13 protein-coding genes are annotated in these 20,109 nt (G+C 57.7%); 12 read left to right on the top strand and 1 reads right to left on the bottom strand.

The features are described from left to right. Positions 1 to 174: 174 nt before the first annotated feature. The 10 genes from dnaB (at position 175) to BQ9843_RS08865 (ending at position 15,418) form a co-directional block, all read left to right on the top strand. The gene (gene dnaB, locus BQ9843_RS05280; RefSeq protein WP_075844193.1) at positions 175 to 1,542 is read left to right on the top strand and encodes a replicative DNA helicase; all 1,368 of its coding nucleotides are present in this window, start codon (positions 175 to 177) and stop codon (positions 1,540 to 1,542) included. A 68-nt stretch (positions 1,543 to 1,610) separates the two neighbouring features. Then, on the top strand, positions 1,611 to 2,900 hold the full coding sequence (locus BQ9843_RS05275) for an adenylosuccinate synthase (protein WP_075844192.1): 1,290 nt from the start codon (positions 1,611 to 1,613) through the stop codon (positions 2,898 to 2,900). A 107-nt stretch (positions 2,901 to 3,007) separates the two neighbouring features. Further along, positions 3,008 to 4,312 (top strand): phosphoribosylamine--glycine ligase, encoded by a 1,305-nt coding sequence (gene purD, locus BQ9843_RS05270; protein WP_075844191.1) that lies wholly within the window; start codon positions 3,008 to 3,010, stop codon positions 4,310 to 4,312. Between the two features lie 26 nt (positions 4,313 to 4,338). After that, positions 4,339 to 5,001, top strand: coding sequence for an NUDIX domain-containing protein (locus BQ9843_RS05265; protein WP_022386300.1), 663 nt, complete (start codon positions 4,339 to 4,341; stop codon positions 4,999 to 5,001). Between the two features lie 208 nt (positions 5,002 to 5,209). After that, positions 5,210 to 6,985: an ABC transporter ATP-binding protein gene (locus tag BQ9843_RS05260; protein WP_195906630.1), complete on the top strand. Its 1,776-nt coding sequence runs from the start codon at positions 5,210 to 5,212 to the stop codon at positions 6,983 to 6,985. A gap of 15 nt (positions 6,986 to 7,000) precedes the next feature. Continuing rightward, positions 7,001 to 7,960 carry a hypothetical protein gene (locus BQ9843_RS05255; protein WP_075844189.1) on the top strand — a complete coding sequence of 320 codons (960 nt, stop codon included), beginning with the start codon at positions 7,001 to 7,003 and terminating at the stop codon, positions 7,958 to 7,960. A gap of 167 nt (positions 7,961 to 8,127) precedes the next feature. Continuing rightward, positions 8,128 to 9,573, top strand: coding sequence for a glutamine-hydrolyzing carbamoyl-phosphate synthase small subunit (carA, locus tag BQ9843_RS05250; protein ID WP_075844188.1), 1,446 nt, complete (start codon positions 8,128 to 8,130; stop codon positions 9,571 to 9,573). Positions 9,574 to 9,666: 93 nt separating this feature from the next. Continuing rightward, the gene (gene carB / locus BQ9843_RS05245) at positions 9,667 to 12,969 is read left to right on the top strand and encodes a carbamoyl-phosphate synthase large subunit (RefSeq protein ID WP_075844187.1); all 3,303 of its coding nucleotides are present in this window, start codon (positions 9,667 to 9,669) and stop codon (positions 12,967 to 12,969) included. 275 nt (positions 12,970 to 13,244) lie between these two features. Beyond that, positions 13,245 to 13,709, top strand: coding sequence for a 5-(carboxyamino)imidazole ribonucleotide mutase (gene purE, locus BQ9843_RS05240; RefSeq protein WP_040219680.1), 465 nt, complete (start codon positions 13,245 to 13,247; stop codon positions 13,707 to 13,709). 29 nt (positions 13,710 to 13,738) lie between these two features. Continuing rightward, complete coding sequence (locus BQ9843_RS08865) at positions 13,739 to 15,418, top strand: class B sortase (protein ID WP_230205605.1); 1,680 nt, start codon at positions 13,739 to 13,741, stop codon at positions 15,416 to 15,418. 564 nt (positions 15,419 to 15,982) lie between these two features. Here the strand turns inward: BQ9843_RS08865 and BQ9843_RS05230 are convergent. Next, positions 15,983 to 17,236, bottom strand: a complete 1,254-nt coding sequence (locus BQ9843_RS05230; RefSeq protein WP_075844186.1) for a putative ABC transporter permease — start codon at positions 17,234 to 17,236, stop codon at positions 15,983 to 15,985. Positions 17,237 to 17,848: 612 nt separating this feature from the next. Between BQ9843_RS05230 and BQ9843_RS05225 the strand changes: the two genes are divergently transcribed. Then, positions 17,849 to 18,166 (top strand): helix-turn-helix domain-containing protein, encoded by a 318-nt coding sequence (locus tag BQ9843_RS05225; RefSeq protein WP_075844185.1) that lies wholly within the window; start codon positions 17,849 to 17,851, stop codon positions 18,164 to 18,166. Between the two features lie 310 nt (positions 18,167 to 18,476). Continuing rightward, positions 18,477 to 20,009 (top strand): InlB B-repeat-containing protein, encoded by a 1,533-nt coding sequence (locus BQ9843_RS05220; protein WP_075844184.1) that lies wholly within the window; start codon positions 18,477 to 18,479, stop codon positions 20,007 to 20,009. The last annotated feature ends 100 nt before the right edge of the window (positions 20,010 to 20,109 follow it).

Genomic DNA, 20,109 nt, shown 5'->3' with positions numbered 1-20,109 from the left:
AACGTTGATAACCGCTATTACCGCAGGTCAAAGACGTGCCTTCAAGTTGAACTTGAAACTTGTACGTTGCTTGTACATAAAACGTATAGGCATGTTTAAACCATGGGAGCCGTGAAACGCGCCCGCCGTGCCGTACTATTGATACGTTAAGCAACATGAGAAAAAGGAGTGCGCATGGACCTGTCTCTTGCCGAGCGCGGGACGCATCAGGGCCTTCCCAATAACCCGGACGCAGAGGCAAACGTGCTCTCGGCTATGCTTCTCTCCAGTGAGGTTGTGGAGGAGGCGCTTACCGAGCTTCTCCCCGACGATTTTTATCGTCCAATGAACAAGTCACTGTTCGAGACCATGCACGATATGTACGATCGCAGCATGCCCATCGACTCGATCACGCTTATCGATTACCTCAATTCCGAGAACAAGCTGCAAGAAGTAGGCGGCGAGGCCTATATTCTTGAGCTCATGGGTCAGACGCTGTCGCTCGTGAACTGGCAGCACCATGCTTCCATTGTTCGCCGTGATGCCATGCTGCGCGAGATCATCGGCGCTACCAATCAGATCAATCAGCTTGCCTATAACGCTCCGACCGATACCAAAGAGGTTGTCGAGCGCGCAGAGAGCATGTTGCTGTCCGTGACCGACCGCGAGGTCAAAAATGCGTACAAACCGCTGAACGACTTTTTGATCGAGGCCTTTAACGAGGCGAAAGAGGTCTGCGAGGCCGGCGGCGTTGCTGCAGGTGTTCCCACGGGTTACCCCAGTCTTGACCGGATGCTCATGGGCCTGCGCGAGGGTCAACTGGTCATCATCGGCGCGCGTCCTGCTGTCGGTAAGACCTCGTTCGCACTTAACCTGGCCCTCAACGCTGCGTCTGAAGGGTATACCGTAGCGTTCTTCTCCCTGGAGATGAGCGGTAAGGAAATCGCCCAGCGCTTTATCTGCGCCCATGCGCAGGTCAGCATGTCCAATTTCCGCACGGGTAAGATTTCTCCGCAGGAGTGGGCGAATATCGGCCAGGCGGCAGAAGACCTTTCCCGCCTTGATATTTTGATCGATGACACACCGGGAATTACGGTAACCGAGATCCGCGCCAAAGCGCGCCGTATGCTTCATAACAAGGAGAAGGCCATTATCATCCTCGACTATCTGCAGCTGGTGAGTCCCCCTGCGGGTCGTCGCGCCGAGAGCCGTACCGTCGAGGTTTCCGAGATGTCGCGCGCCCTTAAGATTATGGCCAAGGAGCTCGCCGTTCCCGTCATTTCGCTTTCGCAGCTCTCCCGTGCCGTCGAGTCTCGTACCGGCAAGCGTCCGCAGCTTTCCGACCTTCGTGAATCGGGCTCTATCGAGCAGGACGCCGACATCGTCATGTTCCTCGACCGCTCGAGCAACGAGCAGGAGGCCGGGCGCGAGGACCGTCCGCCCGAGGGCATCACGCGAATTATCGTCGCCAAGAACCGTTCGGGCCCTATTGGCGATGTGGACCTGGTCTTCCTGGCTGCCTCCACTAAGTTTTATGAGCTTAACGAGCATGCCGAGGAATAGCGCGGACGTGCGCCTATAATAGAAACGTTTGAATGCGCAAATGCGCTTGTATTCGTGAAGGAGTCAAGATGCCGTCTACCGTGTTGGTCGGAGGTCAGTGGGGCGACGAGGGCAAAGGCAAAATCGTCGACCTTATCGCAGGCGATTTTGATGGCGTTGTGCGCTACTCCGGTGGCAACAATGCTGGCCACACCATCGTGGTGGGTGACAAGAAATACGGTCTGCACCAGATTCCCTCCGGCATCATGTATGCAGATAAAAAGGCCGTTATCGCTAACGGCTGCGTCGTGAACCCTAAGGTGGTTCTCGAAGAGATCGATATGTTTGAGAAGGATGGCGTATCGACCGAGAACCTGTGCATCTCCGGTAACGCACACATCATCATGCCGTACCACATGGATCTTGACGGTGCGTTCGAGACGCTGCTGGGAAAGAACAACATTGGCACCACGAGGCGCGGTATCGGTCCTTGCTATCAGGACAAGATGGCCCGCATCGGTCTGCGCATGCAGGATATGCTGGACGAGAATATCTTCCGCAAGAAGCTTGAGATCGCGCTCGCTCGCGTCAATCCCGAGCTGGAACTCATCTATCACCTGCCCACCTACACGGTCGACCAGATTTGCGAGGAGTATCTGCCGTACGCCGAGCGCCTGCGTCCCTACATCTGCGAGACCGGCCTTTTGCTCAACGACATGATCGACGAAGGCAAGACGCTGCTGTTCGAGGGCGCCCAGGCTACTCTTTTGGATATCGACCACGGCACCTATCCCTTTGTCACCTCTTCCAATTGCACCGCGGGCGGCGCTATCACCGGCTCCGGCGTGGGTATGAAGAACGTTGACCGCGTGATCGGCGTTATGAAGGCATATATCACTCGCGTGGGTTCCGGCCCCATGCCTACCGAGCTCGATTACGATACGGACGAGTGCGGCCACAAGCTCACCGAGCTGGGCTACGAGTACGGTGTCACTACCGGTCGCCGTCGTCGCTGCGGTTGGTTCGACGGTCCCATCGCCAACTTCTCATCGCGCGTGAACGGCCTGACCGACCTGGCCTTGACCAAACTCGATGTGCTCTCGGCGTTCGATACCATCAAGGTGTGCGTCGCCTACGATTGCGACGGTACGCGTTATACGTCCGTGCCCGAGCATCAGGAACTGTTCGCACACGCCAAGCCCATCTATGAGGAGCTCCCTGGCTGGAACTGCGACATCACTGGTTGCCGCACGTTTGAAGACCTGCCGGCTGAGGCCCGCAGCTACGTCGAGTTTATCGAGGACCTGGCGCACACGCGCGTCTCGATTATCGGTGTAGGCGCAGAACGCGAGCAGATTATCAACCGTTTTTGGAAGTAGCGCATAGGCGTATGGTTCCTACCCCTCCGCGGATAATTCCCACGGAGGGGTATATTCGTTTTTGTGAGTATCGCTGCGCTGCGCGCGGCAGGTAATAAGGAGGATCAATGAACGCAGAGTCCCAGGCCATCGACATCCTGCTTTTGGGTTCGGGCGGCCGCGAGCATGCAATCGCCAAGAAGCTTTCCGCTTCGCCCCGCTGCGGCAAACTCTACATCGCGCCGGGTAACGGTGGTACCTCTCAGGAGGGCGAGAATATCTCTCTCGACGAGAACGACCCCACCGCCGTCGCGGCGTTTGCCAAAGACCATGGCTGCGGTATGGTTGTCATCGGTCCCGAGGCTCCGCTTGTTGTGGGCGTGGCCGATGCCGTGCGCGAGGCGGGCATTCCGTGCTTTGGCCCGGGTGCCGAGGGTGCGCAGATGGAGGGCTCCAAGCTTTTTTCCAAGCAGCTGATGGAGCGCGCCGGCGTGCCCACCGCCGCCTATGGCTCTTTTACCGATGAGCAGTCGGCCCTCGACTACGTGAACGCTCAGGGCGCTCCACTGGTGGTTAAGGCTGATGGCCTTGCTGCGGGCAAGGGCGTTATCGTTGCCACCGAGCTCGAGCAAGCTCTCGATGCCGTGCATGAGTGCTTCTCCGGTGCCTTTGGCGATGCTGGCAACACTGTGGTTGTCGAGGAGATGCTTACCGGCCCCGAGTGCTCGCTGCTGGCATTCACCGATGGCATCACGGTGCGCCCCATGGCCACGTCTCAAGATCATAAGCGTGCTCTTGAAGGCGACCTCGGTCCCAATACGGGCGGCATGGGCGTGTACAGCCCGGTGCCCATCGTGACGCCCGAGGAGCATGAGACCATGGTTGCCATCATGCATCAGACCGTCGAGCAGCTTCATCGCGAGGGCATCGATTACCGTGGCTGCCTGTATGGCGGTTTTATGCTTACCCCTGCTGGCCCCAAGGTCTTGGAGTTCAACGCACGCTTTGGCGATCCCGAGACGCAGGTTATTTTGCCCCGTCTGCAAAACGATCTGGTCGATGTGATGCTTGCCTGCGCCGAGCAGCGCTTGGATGAGGTTGAGCTTTCTTGGCGCGATGACTGGGCTGTCTCGGTTGTGCTCACCTCTGCCGGCTACCCCGGATCGTACGAGAAGGGCAAGGTCATCACGGGCATCGAGGATGCAGAGGCTCTGGATGGTGTCACCGTCTATCATGCCGGTACGCGCGAGCAGGATGGTCAGATTCTTACCAACGGCGGTCGTGTGATTGACGTCACCGCGCTGGGGGCTACGTTCGAAGAGGCCCGCAACCTGGCGTATGCCGCCTGCGAGAAGATCGATTTTGAGGGGAAGACCCTTCGTCATGACATCGGCCTGCGCGCCCTTAAGGGTCGCAGCGCATGGGACGCATAACCAGCCAGGGAGGGCAAACGCATACGATGGCAGAAGAGATTTCGAATAACGCGACGATCGTCGATGAGATGGAGCCTGAGGAGGAGTCGCTTGTTTTGGGCGATGACGACCCCCGCGACGCCGCCCTGCACGAGCATATTCTTTCTGAGGAATGCGCATGGCACGGCCGTATCATCGATGTGAACCGTCTGGAGGTCGAGCTCCCCAATGGGCGCCGGACCAGTCGTGATATCGTGCGCCATCCGGGCGCTGCCGCCGTTGTTGCTCTTACCGATTCGGGCAAGATCGCGCTCGTTCGCCAGTATCGAACGGCCCTCGATCGCGTGACGGTCGAGATTCCCGCTGGCAAGCTCGATCCGGGTGAGGACCCACTTGAGTGCGCCAAGCGTGAATTGCGCGAGGAGACTGGCTTTGTCGCCGGCCGCATGCGTTATCTCACGACGATTGCCTCGTCTGCCGGTTTTGCAGACGAGCTGATTCGCATCTACATGGCGACGCATCTTGAGCTTGATGAGGCTTGTCCTGACGAGGACGAGTTTCTCAACGTGGACCTCGTTCCTTTGTCCGAGCTCATTGACGCTGTCTTGGATGGCAAGATTGAGGATGCCAAGACCGTTGTGGGTGCTCTTGCTTGCGATGCGATTGCGCACCGTCTTGCCTCCGACGCCGATGTTGCAGTGGAACAGTAGGTACGCGGCCTGCGCGTTTTGACGATCCGGAATCAATCGAAGCCATCGATGTGCGATTGATTTTTAAAAGTCACGCAGAATCGTTCGTTTTTTCCTCTTTGTAGGCAAAAGCTGACGATTGTGCGTGACTTTTCGGCGTCTCGGTACCGTTTTGAAGGGCGAGCGCCGCATGTTGTATAGGAAGGAGCCATTCGTGGCTAAAAATAGTATGTTTGGCCGTTTTCTGGGCTACTACAAACCGCAGATGCACCTGTTTATTGCCGACACCATCTGCGCGCTTGTACTTGCGGGCATCGACCTGGCGTTTCCGATTATCCTGCGCAGCCTGACGGGAGGCCTCTTTACGCGGGGACAGGCCGCCATCATGCAGTCGCTCGGGGCTATCGCCATCGGCCTTGTTGTCATGTACGCCGTGCGCTGTGGTTGCCGCTATTTTGTCTCGGCTCAAGGCCATGTGATGGGTGCGCGCATGGAATCCAAGATGCGCGAGGATCTATTCGATCAGTATGAGCGCTTTAGCTTTGCCTATTTTGACAGCCATAGCTCTGGAGACATGATGAGTCGTGTGGTCAACGACTTGTTTGATATCTGCGAGGGCGCTCACCACCTGCCCGAGTGGCTCATTATCTGCGGCGTCGAGGTCATTGGTGCGTTTGTGATTTTGTTTACCATCAGCCCTGCTCTTTCGGGCGCGATGGCTGTGGTGACTGCCGTTCTCGTGGTGGTTATGGTGCGCCAGAATCTCAACATGAAGGCTGTCTTTAGTGATAATCGCAAGAAGATTTCTGAGGTGAATTCGCAGTTGCAGGATTCGCTCTCGGGTATTCGCGTGGTTAAGTCGTTTGCAAATGAGCGCACCGAGCGCGCCAAATTCCGTCATGCCAACGACCGCTACCTAGATTCTAAGGTCAATCAGTACCATGCTATGGGAACGTATACGGCTACCTACGGGCTCATGAGCGGCGTGCTGTACTTCGTTGTGATCGTGTTGGGCGGCTGGCTGGTGGCCCAAGGCGAGCTGAGCCCCGTTGACATGGCAACCTTTGCCCTCTATATCTCCTTGTTCTGCACGCCCATCGAGACGCTTGTCAATTCGACCGAGATGTTCCAGAAAGCCCTCGCCGGATTCAAGCGCATGGACGAGGTGCTTCAGACGGCACCCGACGTGCAGGACAAGCCCGGCGCGACAGAGCTGCGCGTGGAGGAGGGCGCCATCGAGTATCGCGATGTGTGCTTTAGCTATGACGACTGCGAGCTGGGTGACGATGGGCAAAACCGAGTTCGCCCCGTTATCGATCACATGAATCTCTCCATCAAGGCGGGAGAAACCATCGCGCTCGTTGGACCTTCTGGCGGTGGCAAGTCAACCACGTGCTCGCTGCTGCCGCGCTTTTACGACGTACAATCCGGTTCCATCACCATCGATGGACAGGACGTGCGCGATGTGACGCAGGAGAGTCTGCGCCGCGCCATTGGCATCGTGCAGCAGGACGTGTATCTGTTTGACGGCACTATTCGCGACAACATCTCCTATGGCCGTCCCGACGCGAGCGATGAGGATATCGCCGCCGCTGCCCAGCAGGCGAACATCCTCGAGTTTATCGAGAGCTTGCCCGAGGGGTTTGATACGGTGGTAGGCGAGCGCGGCAGCCGTCTTTCGGGAGGTCAGAAGCAACGTATCGCTATTGCGCGCGTGTTTCTCAAAAACCCCGCCATCCTTATTTTGGATGAGGCGACGAGTGCTCTTGATAACGAGAGCGAGGAGGCTGTCCAGGAGTCGCTCGAGCGCTTGGCAGCCAATCGCACCACGATCATCATCGCGCATCGTCTGTCCACCATTAAGGATGCCGATGAGATAGCCACGGTGGAACGTGGGCAGGTCGTGGAGCGTGGTACACATGAGGAGCTTCTCGCTCGCGGCGGCACGTATGCTCGCTACTATCGAATGCAGTTCGAAGGCGTGCGCGCGGCGCGCACCGAGTAATACCCGAGGACATTGATGGCTAAGAACGCACCCTTAACAGAAGATGAGGCGCAAGAGCTCTTTTCTGAGCTCGACGATTCGGGCGTTATCGACCCGCTGCTGGCGCATCGCCGCGTGCGCGGTGGCGATGCGACTAAGGCCGACGATGAGGCAAGACGTGAGGACGTTCAGGTGGGTCTTAACCTGCGTCGCGCTCGTCGTGCCAAAGTAGACCCACTGTCCGAGCAGGACCCTTCTGGATCCAAGGCGGGCGAGGCGATCTCGCGCACGGCGATCTTGTGTATCGTCGGTGTCTTGCTGTTTGTGGTTGGTATGCAGATTGTCTACGGTGTGAGCCGCCGCTTGAATACGGCAAACCTCTCAGAGTGTGCGGATTACGAAACCGTGACCAATGCCATGCAGTCCGGCGTGGAGTGGGGCAACGGATTCACGCAGTTTCCGGAGCAGTTTACGGTAGACAAGGCGGACGAGCGCACGGGCGTCGTCGAGGTCTCGGTGGTGGACACTCAGTCAAAAAATGAGCTGGAGCTGCTTTCAAACTCCCAGATCCAGGCATCGGCTCTCTCCACCAACGCCTTGCTTAACGAGAAGATCAACCGTGTGGTGTACAAGGTGTATGCCCTCACAGACAATAAGGGCAACTTTGCCCATGACCAGCTATTTGGCTTTGTGCCTGCAACGGGTACCCGCCGTGCGATGCTTACGTTTGTGTGGACCAAGGAGAAATCGGCCAACACGACGTATATCGATTGGAACCTCAAGATTATCGGCATGAACGATAAACTCACCGATAAGATTCAGACCCAGGTGAACTCCGTGTCCTCGCTCACCGATGGCACGCAGGTCAAGCAGTCTCAAATCGATGAAGAGGCCGTTGAGCGCCAGATGGAACACATGCTGCATGGCCGCGAGATATTCCGCGGTGGCGCCTCTGAGAAGCGGCCTTCCGACGTCTTACCGCAGCCTTCCGAATAGGGGAGTATCGCGCCAACAGACGTACAAGACCGTTTACTTAATGTGTCGATATGTGTCTGTTGGCGTACTTTTTTAAATTGTCGTGCCACAGTCGCCTTAGATGACTAAAATACCTCCAGGCCTAAATGACCTTTAAGCCGGTACCGAGAGACCGAAAAGGAGAGAACATGGGCACGAACCTTTCGGCGGGCATCATGTCTGCCAAGGCTGCGCCAAGCGATTTGGCCCAGCGAATCATGTCCCGCACCAGCAAAGGGTGCGCAAACGCCGCGATCCTCATGCTCGCAGATGGAACGGTCTTTTACGGCCGCGCCTGCGGAGCTGCAGGTACGGCATGTGGCGAAGTGTGTTTTAACACTTCGCTCGAGGGATACTTCGAAGTTCTGACCGACCCCTCGTATGCAGGTCAGATTGTCACCATGACATACCCTCAGATTGGCAACTATGGCATCGATCCGGATGACGTGCAAAGTGCGTATCCCGGCTCAACCGAGCGCGGTGCCGCAACTCCCGCTCTTCGCGGCATGATCGTGCACGATATGTGCCACACCCCTTCCAATTGGCGTAGCTCCATAAGTCTGCCCGAATACCTTAAAGATAACGACATCGTGGCCGTAGAGGGTATCGACACCCGTGCACTCGTGCGCCACCTGCGTGACCATGGTGCTCAGCAGGGCATTATTTCGACCGAGGTCTTTGACCTGACGGAGCTTGCGGCAAAGCTCGCCGAGGCGCCTGCGCTGGTGGGCGAGAACCTGGTCAAAACCGTGAGCTGTGCAGATGAGTATTCGTATGCAGCCGCAGACCTGCCGGCCGCCCACGCATTTGCCGATGCTGCCCCTGCACCCGCCAAGTACCGCGTGGTCGTGTACGACTGCGGTATCAAGCGCGGCATTCTCGAGGGTCTGGTGCGCGTTGGCTGCGAGCTTACGGTTGTGCCATGGAATACGCCGGCTTCCCATGTGCTGGAAATGAATCCCGATGGCGTCTTTCTTTCCAATGGCCCGGGTGACCCGGATGCCGTGGAAGAGACGTACGCGCAGGTGCAGCAGCTCATTGGCAAGGTGCCGCTGTTTGGCATCTGCCTGGGCCACCAGATGATCAGTCTTGCCTGCGGTGCCCAGATGGAAAAGCTTAAGTTTGGCCATCGCGGCGGAAACCAGCCGGTTATGAACCTTATCTCGCATCGCGTGGAGATCACGGCGCAAAATCACGGCTTCGGCCTTGTGTTCCCGAGCCTGGGCAAGCTTATTCCCGAGCTCTCTGGTGGCGAGACCGAGCATCCTGCCGACGGCGACCTGCGCGTATGGGCACAGCGCGGCATTGCGCCCGTGGTGCAAAACGAGCGTTTTGGACGCATTCGCCTTACACATATCAACCTTAATGACGGTACGGCTGAGGGCATCCAGCTGCTGGACAGCCCGGCTTTCTCCGTGCAGTACCATCCCGAAGCAGCTCCCGGTCCCACCGACGCACATTACCTCTTTACGGCTTTCGCGCGCCTGCTGGATGGAGATGTCGACTACCTGGACATCGATATTTCCAAGGACCGCCTTGTCGGTTGGGTTTTTGATTCCGAGGATGCTTCCGCGACGGTGGATACGCAGGCATAGGCCCGTGTGGCCGCACCTGCGGCGCTTCGATGCATCAGCTGCACGCTCACCGGCGATAGCTGCAAACTTCACCGGTTTATCTAGGAGGTTTTCATGCCTAAACGTACCGATATCAAGCGTATCCTCGTCATCGGCTCCGGCCCCATCGTCATTGGTCAGGCTTGTGAGTTTGACTACTCTGGCGCTCAAGCCTGTAAGGTCCTCAAGGAGGACGGCTACGAGGTCGTACTGCTCAACTCCAATCCCGCGACGATCATGACCGACCCTGGCCTGGCCGACCGCACCTATGTTGAACCCATTACCCCCGAGTTTTTGGAAAAGGTTATCGTCCGCGAGCATCCGGACGCGCTGCTGCCCACCCTTGGTGGCCAGACTGGACTCAACGCCGCTGTTGACCTGGCAAAAGCCGGAGTCCTCGACAAATATGGCGTCGAGATGATCGGTTGCGACTTGGCCGCCATCGAGCGCGGCGAGGATCGCAAGCTCTTTAATGAGGCCATGGCCGAGATTGGCCTCGAGGTGGCGCGCTCCGGCTATGCCTACTCGGTGGAAGACGCCCTTGCCATCGTCGAGCGCGTGGGGTACCCGTGCGTCCTGCGCCCGAGCTTCACGCTTGGCGGCGCCGGCGGCGGCATCGCGCATACTGAGGAAGAGCTCATCTCCATTGTGAGCCAGGGCATCGAGCTTTCGCCTGCTCATGAGGTGCTGGTGGAAGAATCCATCGAGGGCTGGAAAGAGTACGAGATGGAGGTCATGCGCGACCATGCCGGCAACGGCATCATCGTGTGCTCCATCGAGAACCTCGATCCCATGGGCGTGCACACCGGCGACTCCATCACTGTGGCCCCGGCGCAAACCCTTTCCGACCTTGAATATCAGCGCATGCGCGTGGCATCGCTCGCCATTCTCGAGAAGGTTGGCGTGGAGACCGGCGGCTCCAACGTGCAGTTTGCCGTGAACCCCAAGAACGGCCGCCTTATTGTCATCGAGATGAATCCGCGCGTTTCGCGTTCCTCGGCACTGGCTTCGAAGGCTACGGGATTTCCCATCGCCAAGTTTGCCGCACAGCTTGCCGTGGGCTATACCCTCGACGAGATCACCAACGACATCACCAAGGCTACGCCGGCGTGCTTCGAACCCACCATCGACTACTGCGTGGTCAAGGTCCCGCGCTTCGCCTTCGAGAAATTCAAGGGTACCGACACCACGCTTACCACCCGCATGAAGGCCGTGGGCGAGATCATGTCCATCGGCCGCACGTTTGAGGAAGCCTTTGGCAAGGCGATGCGCTCGCTGGAAGACGGCCATGTGGGTCTTTCTGCCGGTGGCAAGGAGGGCGCCTCCGAGCTGAACTATGACGAGCTTACGCAGGCTATCGCTACGCCTACCGAGAATCGCATCTTCTATGTGGTCGAGGCCTTCCGCCGCGGCTGGACCGTCGAGCGCGTGCACGACATCTGCAAGATCGACTCGTGGTATCTCAACCGCATCAACGATATGGTTCAGGTGCAGGAGGCCGTGCGCGGTATGCGCGTGGAGGATATCGATGCCGACGCTATGCGCCTGCTCAAGCAGTATGGCACGAGCGATGCCGAGATTGCGTATCTCACTGGATCCGATGAGCGCTTTGTGCGCGCCTATCGCAAGGGCCTGGGCGTGGTTCCCAGCATGAAGACGGTCGATACCTGCGCCGCCGAGTTCGCAAGTGCCACCGAGTACCATTACAAGACGTACGAGAACCTCATGCGCACCGATTCCTGCTCGCGCAAAACGGTTGCCGCCGACGAGGTGACGCCTTGCGATAAGCCCAAGGCGATGATTTTGGGCGCGGGCCCCAACCGTATTGGCCAGGGTATTGAGTTTGACTATTGCTGCGTGCACGCGAGTTATGCGCTGGCGAGCCGCGGCTTTGAGACCATCATGGTCAACTGCAACCCCGAGACGGTCTCGACCGATTACGACACATCCGACCGTCTGTACTTCGAACCGCTTACGTACGAGGACGTCATGGACGTCATCGATGTGGAGCGCCCCGACGGTGTCGTGGTCACGCTAGGCGGTCAAACTCCGCTCAAGCTCGCGCGCATGCTGGAGGATTCCGGTGTGAACATCATGGGCACCAAACCCGATTCCATCGACTTCGCCGAGGACCGCGAGCGCTTTGCCGCACTGCTCGACCGCTTGCAGATCATGTATCCGCCGGCGGGTCAGGCCACCTCGTTTGAGGATGCCGAGGCTGTAGCGACGCGCATTGGCTATCCGCTGCTCGTTCGCCCCAGCTATGTGCTGGGAGGTCGTGGCATGATGATTGCGTACGACTCCGAGCATCTGCGCACCTATATGGCGGAGGCCACGCGCATCAGCCCCGACTATCCTGTCTATCTCGATCGCTTCTTGGAGGGTGCGATCGAGTCTGACGTCGATGCCCTGTGCGATGGCGAGGAAGTCTATATCGGCGGCGTTTTGGAGCACATTGAGGAGGCGGGTATTCACTCTGGTGACTCTGCTACATGCATCCCGCCGTTTAGCTTTAGCGATAGCCTGGTGGAGAGGCTGCGCGAGACTACGCGCCGCATCGCGCTTGCGCTGGGCGTGCGCGGCCTGGTAAACGTGCAGTATGCCATCAAGGGCGAGACGATCTACGTGATCGAGGCCAACCCTCGTGCCAGCCGCACCGTACCCTTTATCTCCAAGGCCACTGGTGTGCCGCTTGCCAAGTGCGCCGCACGCATCATGGCGGGGGAGAAGATCGCCGACCTTCATTTGCCTCGCGATAGTCGTCGCCTGGATTGGTTCTGCATGAAGGAAGCGGTTATGCCGTGGGGTCGCTTCCCGGGAGCCGAGGTTATCTTGGGGCCCGAGATGAAGTCGACGGGCGAGGTGATGGGTATCGCCAAGAGCTATCCCGAGGCGTATGCCAAGACGCAGCTCGCTATCGACTACGACATGCCCAATCCAAGTAAGGGAAAAGTCTTTATCTCGGTGTGCGATCGTGACAAGCGCCATATCCTCTCGGTCGCGCGTATCCTGCGCTATCTGGGCTTCGATATCGTGAGCACAGAGGGTACGGCGCGTGTGCTGCGCGGTGGCAACGTGACGTGCGAGACCGTCAACAAGATTGGCGGCGCGCATCCCAACATTGGCGACATGATTGCCAACGGCGAGATTTCGCTTATCATCAACACTCCGTATGGCCCGGGCTCGCGTGGCGACGGATATCTGTTGCGCACCGAGGCGGTTCGCCGCGGCGTGACCTGCGTCACGGCGCTTTCGGGAGCAAACGCCTACGTGAGTGCCATCGAAGCGGTGCGCGAAGAGCGCGCCGGCGTCGGTTCCAACAACGAGGTGGGCATGTCTGCCATCGCGCTGCAGGATCTGCCGCAGTACAACGTGTAAGGTATCGGTCGTGCGCATCTGAGATTGACCGACGCCGGCGTCGATGATCGCATCGTGACTCAATAAGTAAGGCACCCTTGCTGGGCGCTACGATGACGGCGAGGACTCGTGCATAAACGCGGGTTCTCGCCGTTGCATAACAGACGCTTTTGCGGGGACGATTGGGGAAAAGCTACGGCAATCTGCCCGACATCGCTTGGCGCGTCTATACTGAACACGTTGTAGTTAAGGGGCGCGGATATTCGCGCGGCCGCTCTCAATCTGGAGGCATGTATATGGCAGAGAAAACGCCCGTTGTCGGTATCATCATGGGTTCTAAGTCCGATCTTCCTACCATGGAGGGATGCACTGCGGAGCTCGAACGCCTGGGCGTCCCGTACGAGCTGGTTATCGCTTCGGCGCATCGCACTCCCGACAAGGTGCATGAGTGGGCAGCTACTGCGGCCGATCGCGGTATCAAGGTGATTATCGCTGCGGCTGGCAAGGCTGCTCATCTGGGTGGCGTTGTTGCCGCCTTCACGCCGCTGCCTGTCATCGGTGTGCCCATGAAGACCTCCGATCTTGGCGGCCTTGACTCGCTTCTCTCGATGGTGCAGATGCCCTCTGGCGTGCCGGTTGCCTGCGTTGCCATCAACGGTTCCAAGAATGCGGCGATTTTTGCCACCCAGATTCTGGGTGCCACGATGCCCGAGTATCGTACGGTGATCGAGAACATGAAGCGCGAGATGGCCGAGGCTTAAACTCGACATCGTGAGAAATGGGGAAGAGCATGGCCGATATGGCACATACCGATAGAGGAGGCGCTATGCCGGGTGGCCGTCATGTGGCGGGGCAGTCGCGTGTGCGCATGGTAAAGGCCGGCTCGCATTTTGGATCCGCCCCGGCTGCTTCTTCGGCCACGCCCGATCCAAAGGCTGCGGCAGACGCCTTCGAGCCTGCATGGACGCCTCGTCCTGTGGGCGCGCGCTTTGCGACGTCGCCCAAGGCCGAGCAGCCTTCTGCCACGCAGGTGGCGGCGCAGATCGCACCCAAGCCCGTGACGCTTCCGACGCGCTCATCTACATCGGCGAGTAATCCTTCTGCTTGGGAGACCGCTGAGTTCATGCGCATTGCGGCCGCGCGCGGCACGTCCGGTGCATCGTCTGCCGGCGCGGTAGCGGCAAACGCGGCCTCTGTCACGCATGCCATGCAGCCAATCGCTTCGCCTGCGGCGGCTCCGGCTACGGTATCCCGCGCTGCAAAGCAACCCGCTCTGCGCACGACGGCGTCGGCTTCTTCGGCACGTGCTGCCTCGCAGTCTCCGCAGGTAAAGCCCCCGGCATCCGCTCCTGCAGAGGCTCCGGCTTTTGACCCCTTTGCGTATCATCCCGAGATTGCCGAGCCAGAAGAGATGCCGGCGCATGTCGCGCCTGCCGTGTGTTCCGTGTCTCCCGCCACCGCGCCGGCTCCCCATGGCGCCGCAGCTGTTACTGCTCGGATTCCCGTGCAGACACCTCGGACCTCACAAAACCAGATGACATCCCCGAAGGGAATTGCCCCTGTGGTTGCCGCTTCCACGCATCACTCTTCCGCAAAGCAGCCGCGCCCGGTCCGCGCCGGCGGTTCTGTGCCGCCTCGCACTCCGGAGCGTGGAGCCAAAGGCGGTCGCGGTGATAATCGTCCCCCGCGCAAGCAAAAGCAGATACTGCCTCTCATCTTCATTATTGTGGGTATAGCCCTTTTGCTGGTTGCCGGAGGCCTGTTCATCAAGGCTCAGCTGGGCTATCAAGAGGCGCAATCATGCTATAAGCAACTTGAGCAGTATGCCGTCAAGGGCGATGAAGGCGATGAGGTGCCCAGCGTGGACTTCAACGCCTTGGCGCAGATCAATCCGGATATTGTGGGCTGGATTTATGTCCCGGGCACGGTGATCAATTACCCCGTGGTCCAGACTAGCAACAATACAACATATCTGAGCAGGCTTTTTGATGCTTCGGGCAATGGTTCGGGCACCATCTTCATGGACATGGACGATACGGCTCCGGGCTTGGTGGACGAGCAAACCACCATTTACGGCCATCATATGAACGACGGCTCTATGTTCAAGGCAATTGACAATACCCTCAATCAGGGTGATTTCGACAAAATCGGCAAGGTGTACTACATCACGCGCGATACCACCTATGTGCTCAAGCCGATGTTTACCGCGCAGGTCGAGGACACCTATGTCGACGCCCGCCGCACTAACTTCGACGCGTCCGATAAGACGCTCACCGCGTATCTTGAAGATATGCTTGGCCAGGCAAAGGCGAAGTCGAGCACCGCGGGGGAAGATGTCAAGAAGGCAAAACAGGTTCTTACGCTCGTGACCTGTGCGGGCGAGATTATCCCGCGTACCACGCGAGCCGCCATGGTGTGCACGGTTGTGGAGGCACAGCCGCGCGCCGAGGGACAGAGCTCTTCAAACTAGGGCACTTTGCCGCCGCGCCCTCGCACGCGCAAGCCGTCGACGGGTTTCGCATTTTGCACCGATTTCCCCGCGATGTCGTGTCGGCGCACGCGCGCAAGCCCTCGTCGCGGCGAACTGGGATTTTGAATCGAGGATGCCCACGTTTTGGGCCACTCGTCTACTTTCGGAGATGTGCTGCAAAGCGCATCTCCGTTTTTTGAACGTTTGCCGAGCGATGATCATGAACAATGTTGGGCGATAGGCGGCGTGGTGCGATGGGCGATACGTGACGATGGGCAATGTGGGGCGCGTTCGTTTTCCGGAACTGCCAAGATTGCGAAATGAGTGGCGGAAGAACGTGCATTTTGAAATGAGTGGCGGAAGAACGTGCAATTGGACGCTGCATGGAGCCCAAAAACGATTCAAAAGCCGCCATTCATCCGCAAACGAATGAATAACCGCCACTCGTTTGGTCCGGATCCCGAGTCAAACCAGCGCGATGGACCCTGCGCCATCGACACAGGTGACAAAACAACTCTGAGGACTTTTGTCACATGGACTATTGTCGCACGAGCGGCCTGGGGTTTAGGCGGCACTGTCTTCGGCGCTGAGCACGCGACTGGTATCCTGCGGCGTGATCGTCATGCTTTGGAAGCGATGCTGCATGTAATCGTCGTCAAAATGAGCGGCATAGAACTGTTCGATATGCGTTTGCGGGGTGAGGCCGCTTACGCGCTCGAACCAGCAGTCGAGCGATTGCAGGGTCATGACGCCGTCGATAAGCATGAGAAGCGTGCAGATGGACGTAAGCGAATAGCGCCAGGTCCAGGGGATGCGGTTGATAAGCTTGAGCAAGCGCGGCAAGAGCACGCGAATCCATGCGAGACCCAGGCAGCCCCAGATGCCAGCGAACATCGTGCAGGTGCGGCCGCCAAAGAGCACGGCGATGGGGTCGGGCATGCCAAAGAGGCGCATGTGGTTGTAGTCCCAGGCAACAACACCAAACGATATCTGCAAGAACCAGGCGACGGCCACTTCGAAAAGCGCTCCGATGCATGCACTCACCATAAAGATGATGATCGGGTTCTTTTTATAAAAGCGGTTGAGCGCCACCGTCATGAGCAGGGCGCCAAAACCGTAGATAGGCGAGAACGGGCCAAAGAGGAGGCCGGCTCGATCTTGATAAACACCCGGCTCCACCACAACCATATGCCAGATGGTCTCAAGCACCAGGCCAATAACGCTACATGCGACAAATACCCAGAACAGATTGAAGAAGTTGAGGCGAATGAACCCCTCGCCTGTCTCGTCACGGCCAAGCATGGCATCGCGTGCGGCCTCGCGATTGATCATGTTGCGCAGGCGACGCTGCAGCTCGCGCTCCTGGCGAAGCGATGGGTCGACGGTGATTGAGAGGGCGATGAGAATCGCAAGCTGTACGGCAGGTCGGATGAGATGCGACCCGATACCGCTAAGCATCATATCGATGATGATCTGAATGATGGTGACGACGATAAGCGCGTATGACCAGCGTGCAGCGTGGCGTCTGCGATTCTTGATGAGCGAGATGCCAAAAACGATAAGGCCCACGGTGTCGAGTACGGCAAACGAGATACCGACGATGGCGATGACAAGGGCTACAAGTGGGTTTGCACCGATGGTCACGGTGTCGGGGTTTTGAATGAGTTGCTGGGCAATGTAGCCAAAGAACATCAGGTAGACCGGAATCGAGATGACACCGGAGGTGATGCAGAGTCCGCCGTAGATTTTAATGAAGAGGGGAAGCTCTCGAATTTCCGATTCGGTGACGATTTTTGGATCAAGCATATTGCGCGCCATAAGCGCTCCTTTTTGTTTCAATCAAACCTGAATCATATGGTAGCTCATCTAAGGTAGCGCTCCGTGCGGTGTGCGCGGGTTGCATAAGGGTAGTGTACCGATTGCTATTATATGAAGATTATGTACCAATTGCGACTGGGGGATGGCTAAATAAATGCCGCCGTGTCCGTTTGATATTGCGGCCTAATTGCATGTGCGCTAGCGATGAAGTGGCATTTTGCAAATCGGTACGAAACCAGCAGCCCTCTAAAGGGGACAACGCCCCTTTGCATTTTTACCGAGGCGTTTACCGAGGCGGCGTCGCGACTCGCCGACTAAAAATTAAAAATCATACATCAGTGTACTAAAATCACAAAAGGCGACACAGGAATGTTACATAGAACGTGCATACAAGTACGTTGGGCGAGAAGGGTCGGTGGTCGGCCGCATGATAACCGTCGAATTAAATAACGGGGGGGAGGGGTCTTCAAAATCGACCTGTAGCTCAACGATTTCTCTAGACCAATTGCTTTTTATGGGTCGATTGGCAGACGCCACCTTGAATCGTCCTCTCGCTCCTCGGGGTTTTGCAGCATGTTGGATGGCGGCCAAAACGCAGCTGAGGAGTGACGCATGTCTAGGAAAGTAACGCTCACGGTACCCGTCGATATCGTAGTTCGTGATCGGGACGTTCATGTGCTGGCACTGGTAAAAAAGTGCAGTGGGGCATCGAGCCATGGCGTGAGCGCGTCGATTCGTTCGTTTGCAGACGAGCTGGACGTGAGCCTCGACACCGCGCGTCGTGCCCTTGCTTCGTGCGAGGAGGCGGGCTATCTGACGGTGAGAGCCAACCGCATGAAGAACGGTGGTCAGCTTGAAAACACCTATTGCGTTACCAAGAGCGGCGATGGGGTCATCGAAGCCGCGCGAAGGGCGGGGCTCATCTCCTAGGTTCCTCCATTTGCTATGGCTCTCAAGGCGGCTGCTGGGTTTGGGAGGTTTTGGGCTTCGAATCAGAGTTTCGCACGCGGGTCTTTGAGATGCGCCGGGGGAGGCGTTTTTTGCACCTTTTTGCACAACAAACGTGGCAAAACTACAAGCGATAGGGAAATGGCCGCAAAATGAGCGGTCACACTTGATTGTCGCGACACCTTGCGGCATATTCTGTGGCAAAATGACCTTGATATATAAATGTCATGCGAATATGCGCGGCGTAATATGCCATGTTTAGCATGCAAAAGAGTGGTTGGAGTGATTGGATATGAAACAACTGATGCGGGCGGGGGTCCGCTCCATCGCCATAGTGGCATGTGCGTTGGCGTTTTCGTTGGGCGCCTTTGTTGCACCAGCATATGCCGACGGAGCGACTGTCACCAAGATTACCAATAAGGAGACGGGCGCGACCTACGAGAATCTTGCCACCGCTACCGCTGATGCCAAAAGCGGTGAGACCATCCTGCTCCCCGAGGGTAACTATACGCTCTACAAGGTGAGCTCCGAGGGCCACACCAAGGGCAAGGATCTTACGTTTGAGGGTTCCGGTACCGATAAGACATCGTGGCGCATTGGTCCCGAGGTTCCCGATCCAAAGCACGAAACTACCGAGTACAACGGCGACTATTCGTTTGACGGCGCCGGCACCGTTACGTTCAAGAACATGAAGATGCTTTCTGCCCATGCGAACTACCTTGGTTTCATCCGCATCGACAACACCGTTGTCGATAACTGCATCGTTGAAGGCAAGACGTTCTACTGGGGCTATAAGACCGCGGTGTTCAACAACACTACGTTCAACGCCCCTGGTGGAGACTATTCCTTGTGGACCTACAGCTCCCCTACCATGACGTTTGACACGTGCACCTTTAACGCAACCGGTAAGGTCATCAACGTCTACACCGATTACGGTGCCGGCAAGAACAACATCATCGTCAATGTTAACGACTGTACGTTCAACTCGGAAACCAGCTGGTTATTCCACAAGCAAGCTTTGAACATCAACGACTCTAATATGGGGGACTTCAAGTACATCCTCAACATTACCGGTACCAATACGGTTAACTTTACCGGTAACTATGCTAAGGATGCGCGCGACATCACTACCTGCTCGCAGCTCTTTGGCTTTGGTGGCAAGTCGGGCAACGACACCGGCCGCACCGATGTCTACATTGACGGCACTCTCGTGTGGTCCAAAAAAGGCGAGACGTCCAAAGGCGAGATGAAGACCCACTCCTACACCGACGGCGAGCACGACAAGGCCTACGATGTCACCTACACCGAGTGGGCCTCTGACAATGCCGGTACTTGGACTCGTACGGGAACCCCTAAGTGCAAGTACTGCGGCTATACCAAGGACCCGGTCGAGGAGAAGGCCTACGACCTCGCCTACGACCTGAACGGCTCCGAGGATAAGCAAACTGTCGATTTCGCTACCGTCGAGCACGTTACCGAGACTGAGGTCACGGCCGATAAGCCGGTGCGCAAGGGCTATTCCTTCGTAGGCTGGAACACGGCTGCAGACGGTTCCGGCACGAGCTACGAGGCTGGCGCGAAGGTCGAGCTTTCCGCCCCGGTAACGCTCTACGCCCAGTGGAAGAAGGACGAGCCCGCGCCCAAGCCTTCCGACAAGCCTGCCGACAACAAGCCTGCCGACAAGACCCAGACGGGCAAGAAGCCTACTGGTCGATCCCTACCCAAGACGGGCGACAACTCCATGATCATCATCGGTGGAGTTGCGGTTGTGGCCGTTATTTGCATCGCTGCTGGTGTCGCTGTGCTTAAGGGCCGTAAGAACTAACAAGCCACGATTTCGAGCAAGCATTCGCATCGAAACATTGGTCCGCATCCTCGTTTGAGGGTGCGGACTTTTTTCTAAGCTTCTCGAGAGGCTCCGTTGC

Source organism: Collinsella bouchesdurhonensis, from assembly GCF_900155365.1.
Classification (GTDB): domain Bacteria; phylum Actinomycetota; class Coriobacteriia; order Coriobacteriales; family Coriobacteriaceae; genus Collinsella; species Collinsella bouchesdurhonensis.
Note: the sequence above shows the minus strand (reverse complement) of the source record. Positions and strands in the feature narration are given on the sequence as shown.

Excerpts from the sequence above, each read along its gene's own strand:
- BQ9843_RS05220 (WP_075844184.1), top strand. The coding sequence starts at position 18,477 with ATGAAACAACTGATGCGGGCGGGGGTCCGCTCCATCGCCATAGTGGCA.
- carB (WP_075844187.1), top strand. The coding sequence starts at position 9,667 with ATGCCTAAACGTACCGATATCAAGCGTATCCTCGTCATCGGCTCCGGC.
- purE (WP_040219680.1), top strand. The coding sequence starts at position 13,245 with ATGGCAGAGAAAACGCCCGTTGTCGGTATCATCATGGGTTCTAAGTCC.
- BQ9843_RS05265 (WP_022386300.1), top strand. The coding sequence starts at position 4,339 with ATGGCAGAAGAGATTTCGAATAACGCGACGATCGTCGATGAGATGGAG.
- BQ9843_RS05260 (WP_195906630.1), top strand. The coding sequence starts at position 5,210 with ATGTTTGGCCGTTTTCTGGGCTACTACAAACCGCAGATGCACCTGTTT.
- BQ9843_RS05225 (WP_075844185.1), top strand. The coding sequence starts at position 17,849 with ATGTCTAGGAAAGTAACGCTCACGGTACCCGTCGATATCGTAGTTCGT.
- purD (WP_075844191.1), top strand. The coding sequence starts at position 3,008 with ATGAACGCAGAGTCCCAGGCCATCGACATCCTGCTTTTGGGTTCGGGC.
- BQ9843_RS05230 (WP_075844186.1), bottom strand. The coding sequence starts at position 17,236 with ATGGCGCGCAATATGCTTGATCCAAAAATCGTCACCGAATCGGAAATT.
- BQ9843_RS08865 (WP_230205605.1), top strand. The coding sequence starts at position 13,739 with ATGGCCGATATGGCACATACCGATAGAGGAGGCGCTATGCCGGGTGGC.
- dnaB (WP_075844193.1), top strand. The coding sequence starts at position 175 with ATGGACCTGTCTCTTGCCGAGCGCGGGACGCATCAGGGCCTTCCCAAT.
- BQ9843_RS05275 (WP_075844192.1), top strand. The coding sequence starts at position 1,611 with ATGCCGTCTACCGTGTTGGTCGGAGGTCAGTGGGGCGACGAGGGCAAA.
- carA (WP_075844188.1), top strand. The coding sequence starts at position 8,128 with ATGGGCACGAACCTTTCGGCGGGCATCATGTCTGCCAAGGCTGCGCCA.
- BQ9843_RS05255 (WP_075844189.1), top strand. The coding sequence starts at position 7,001 with ATGGCTAAGAACGCACCCTTAACAGAAGATGAGGCGCAAGAGCTCTTT.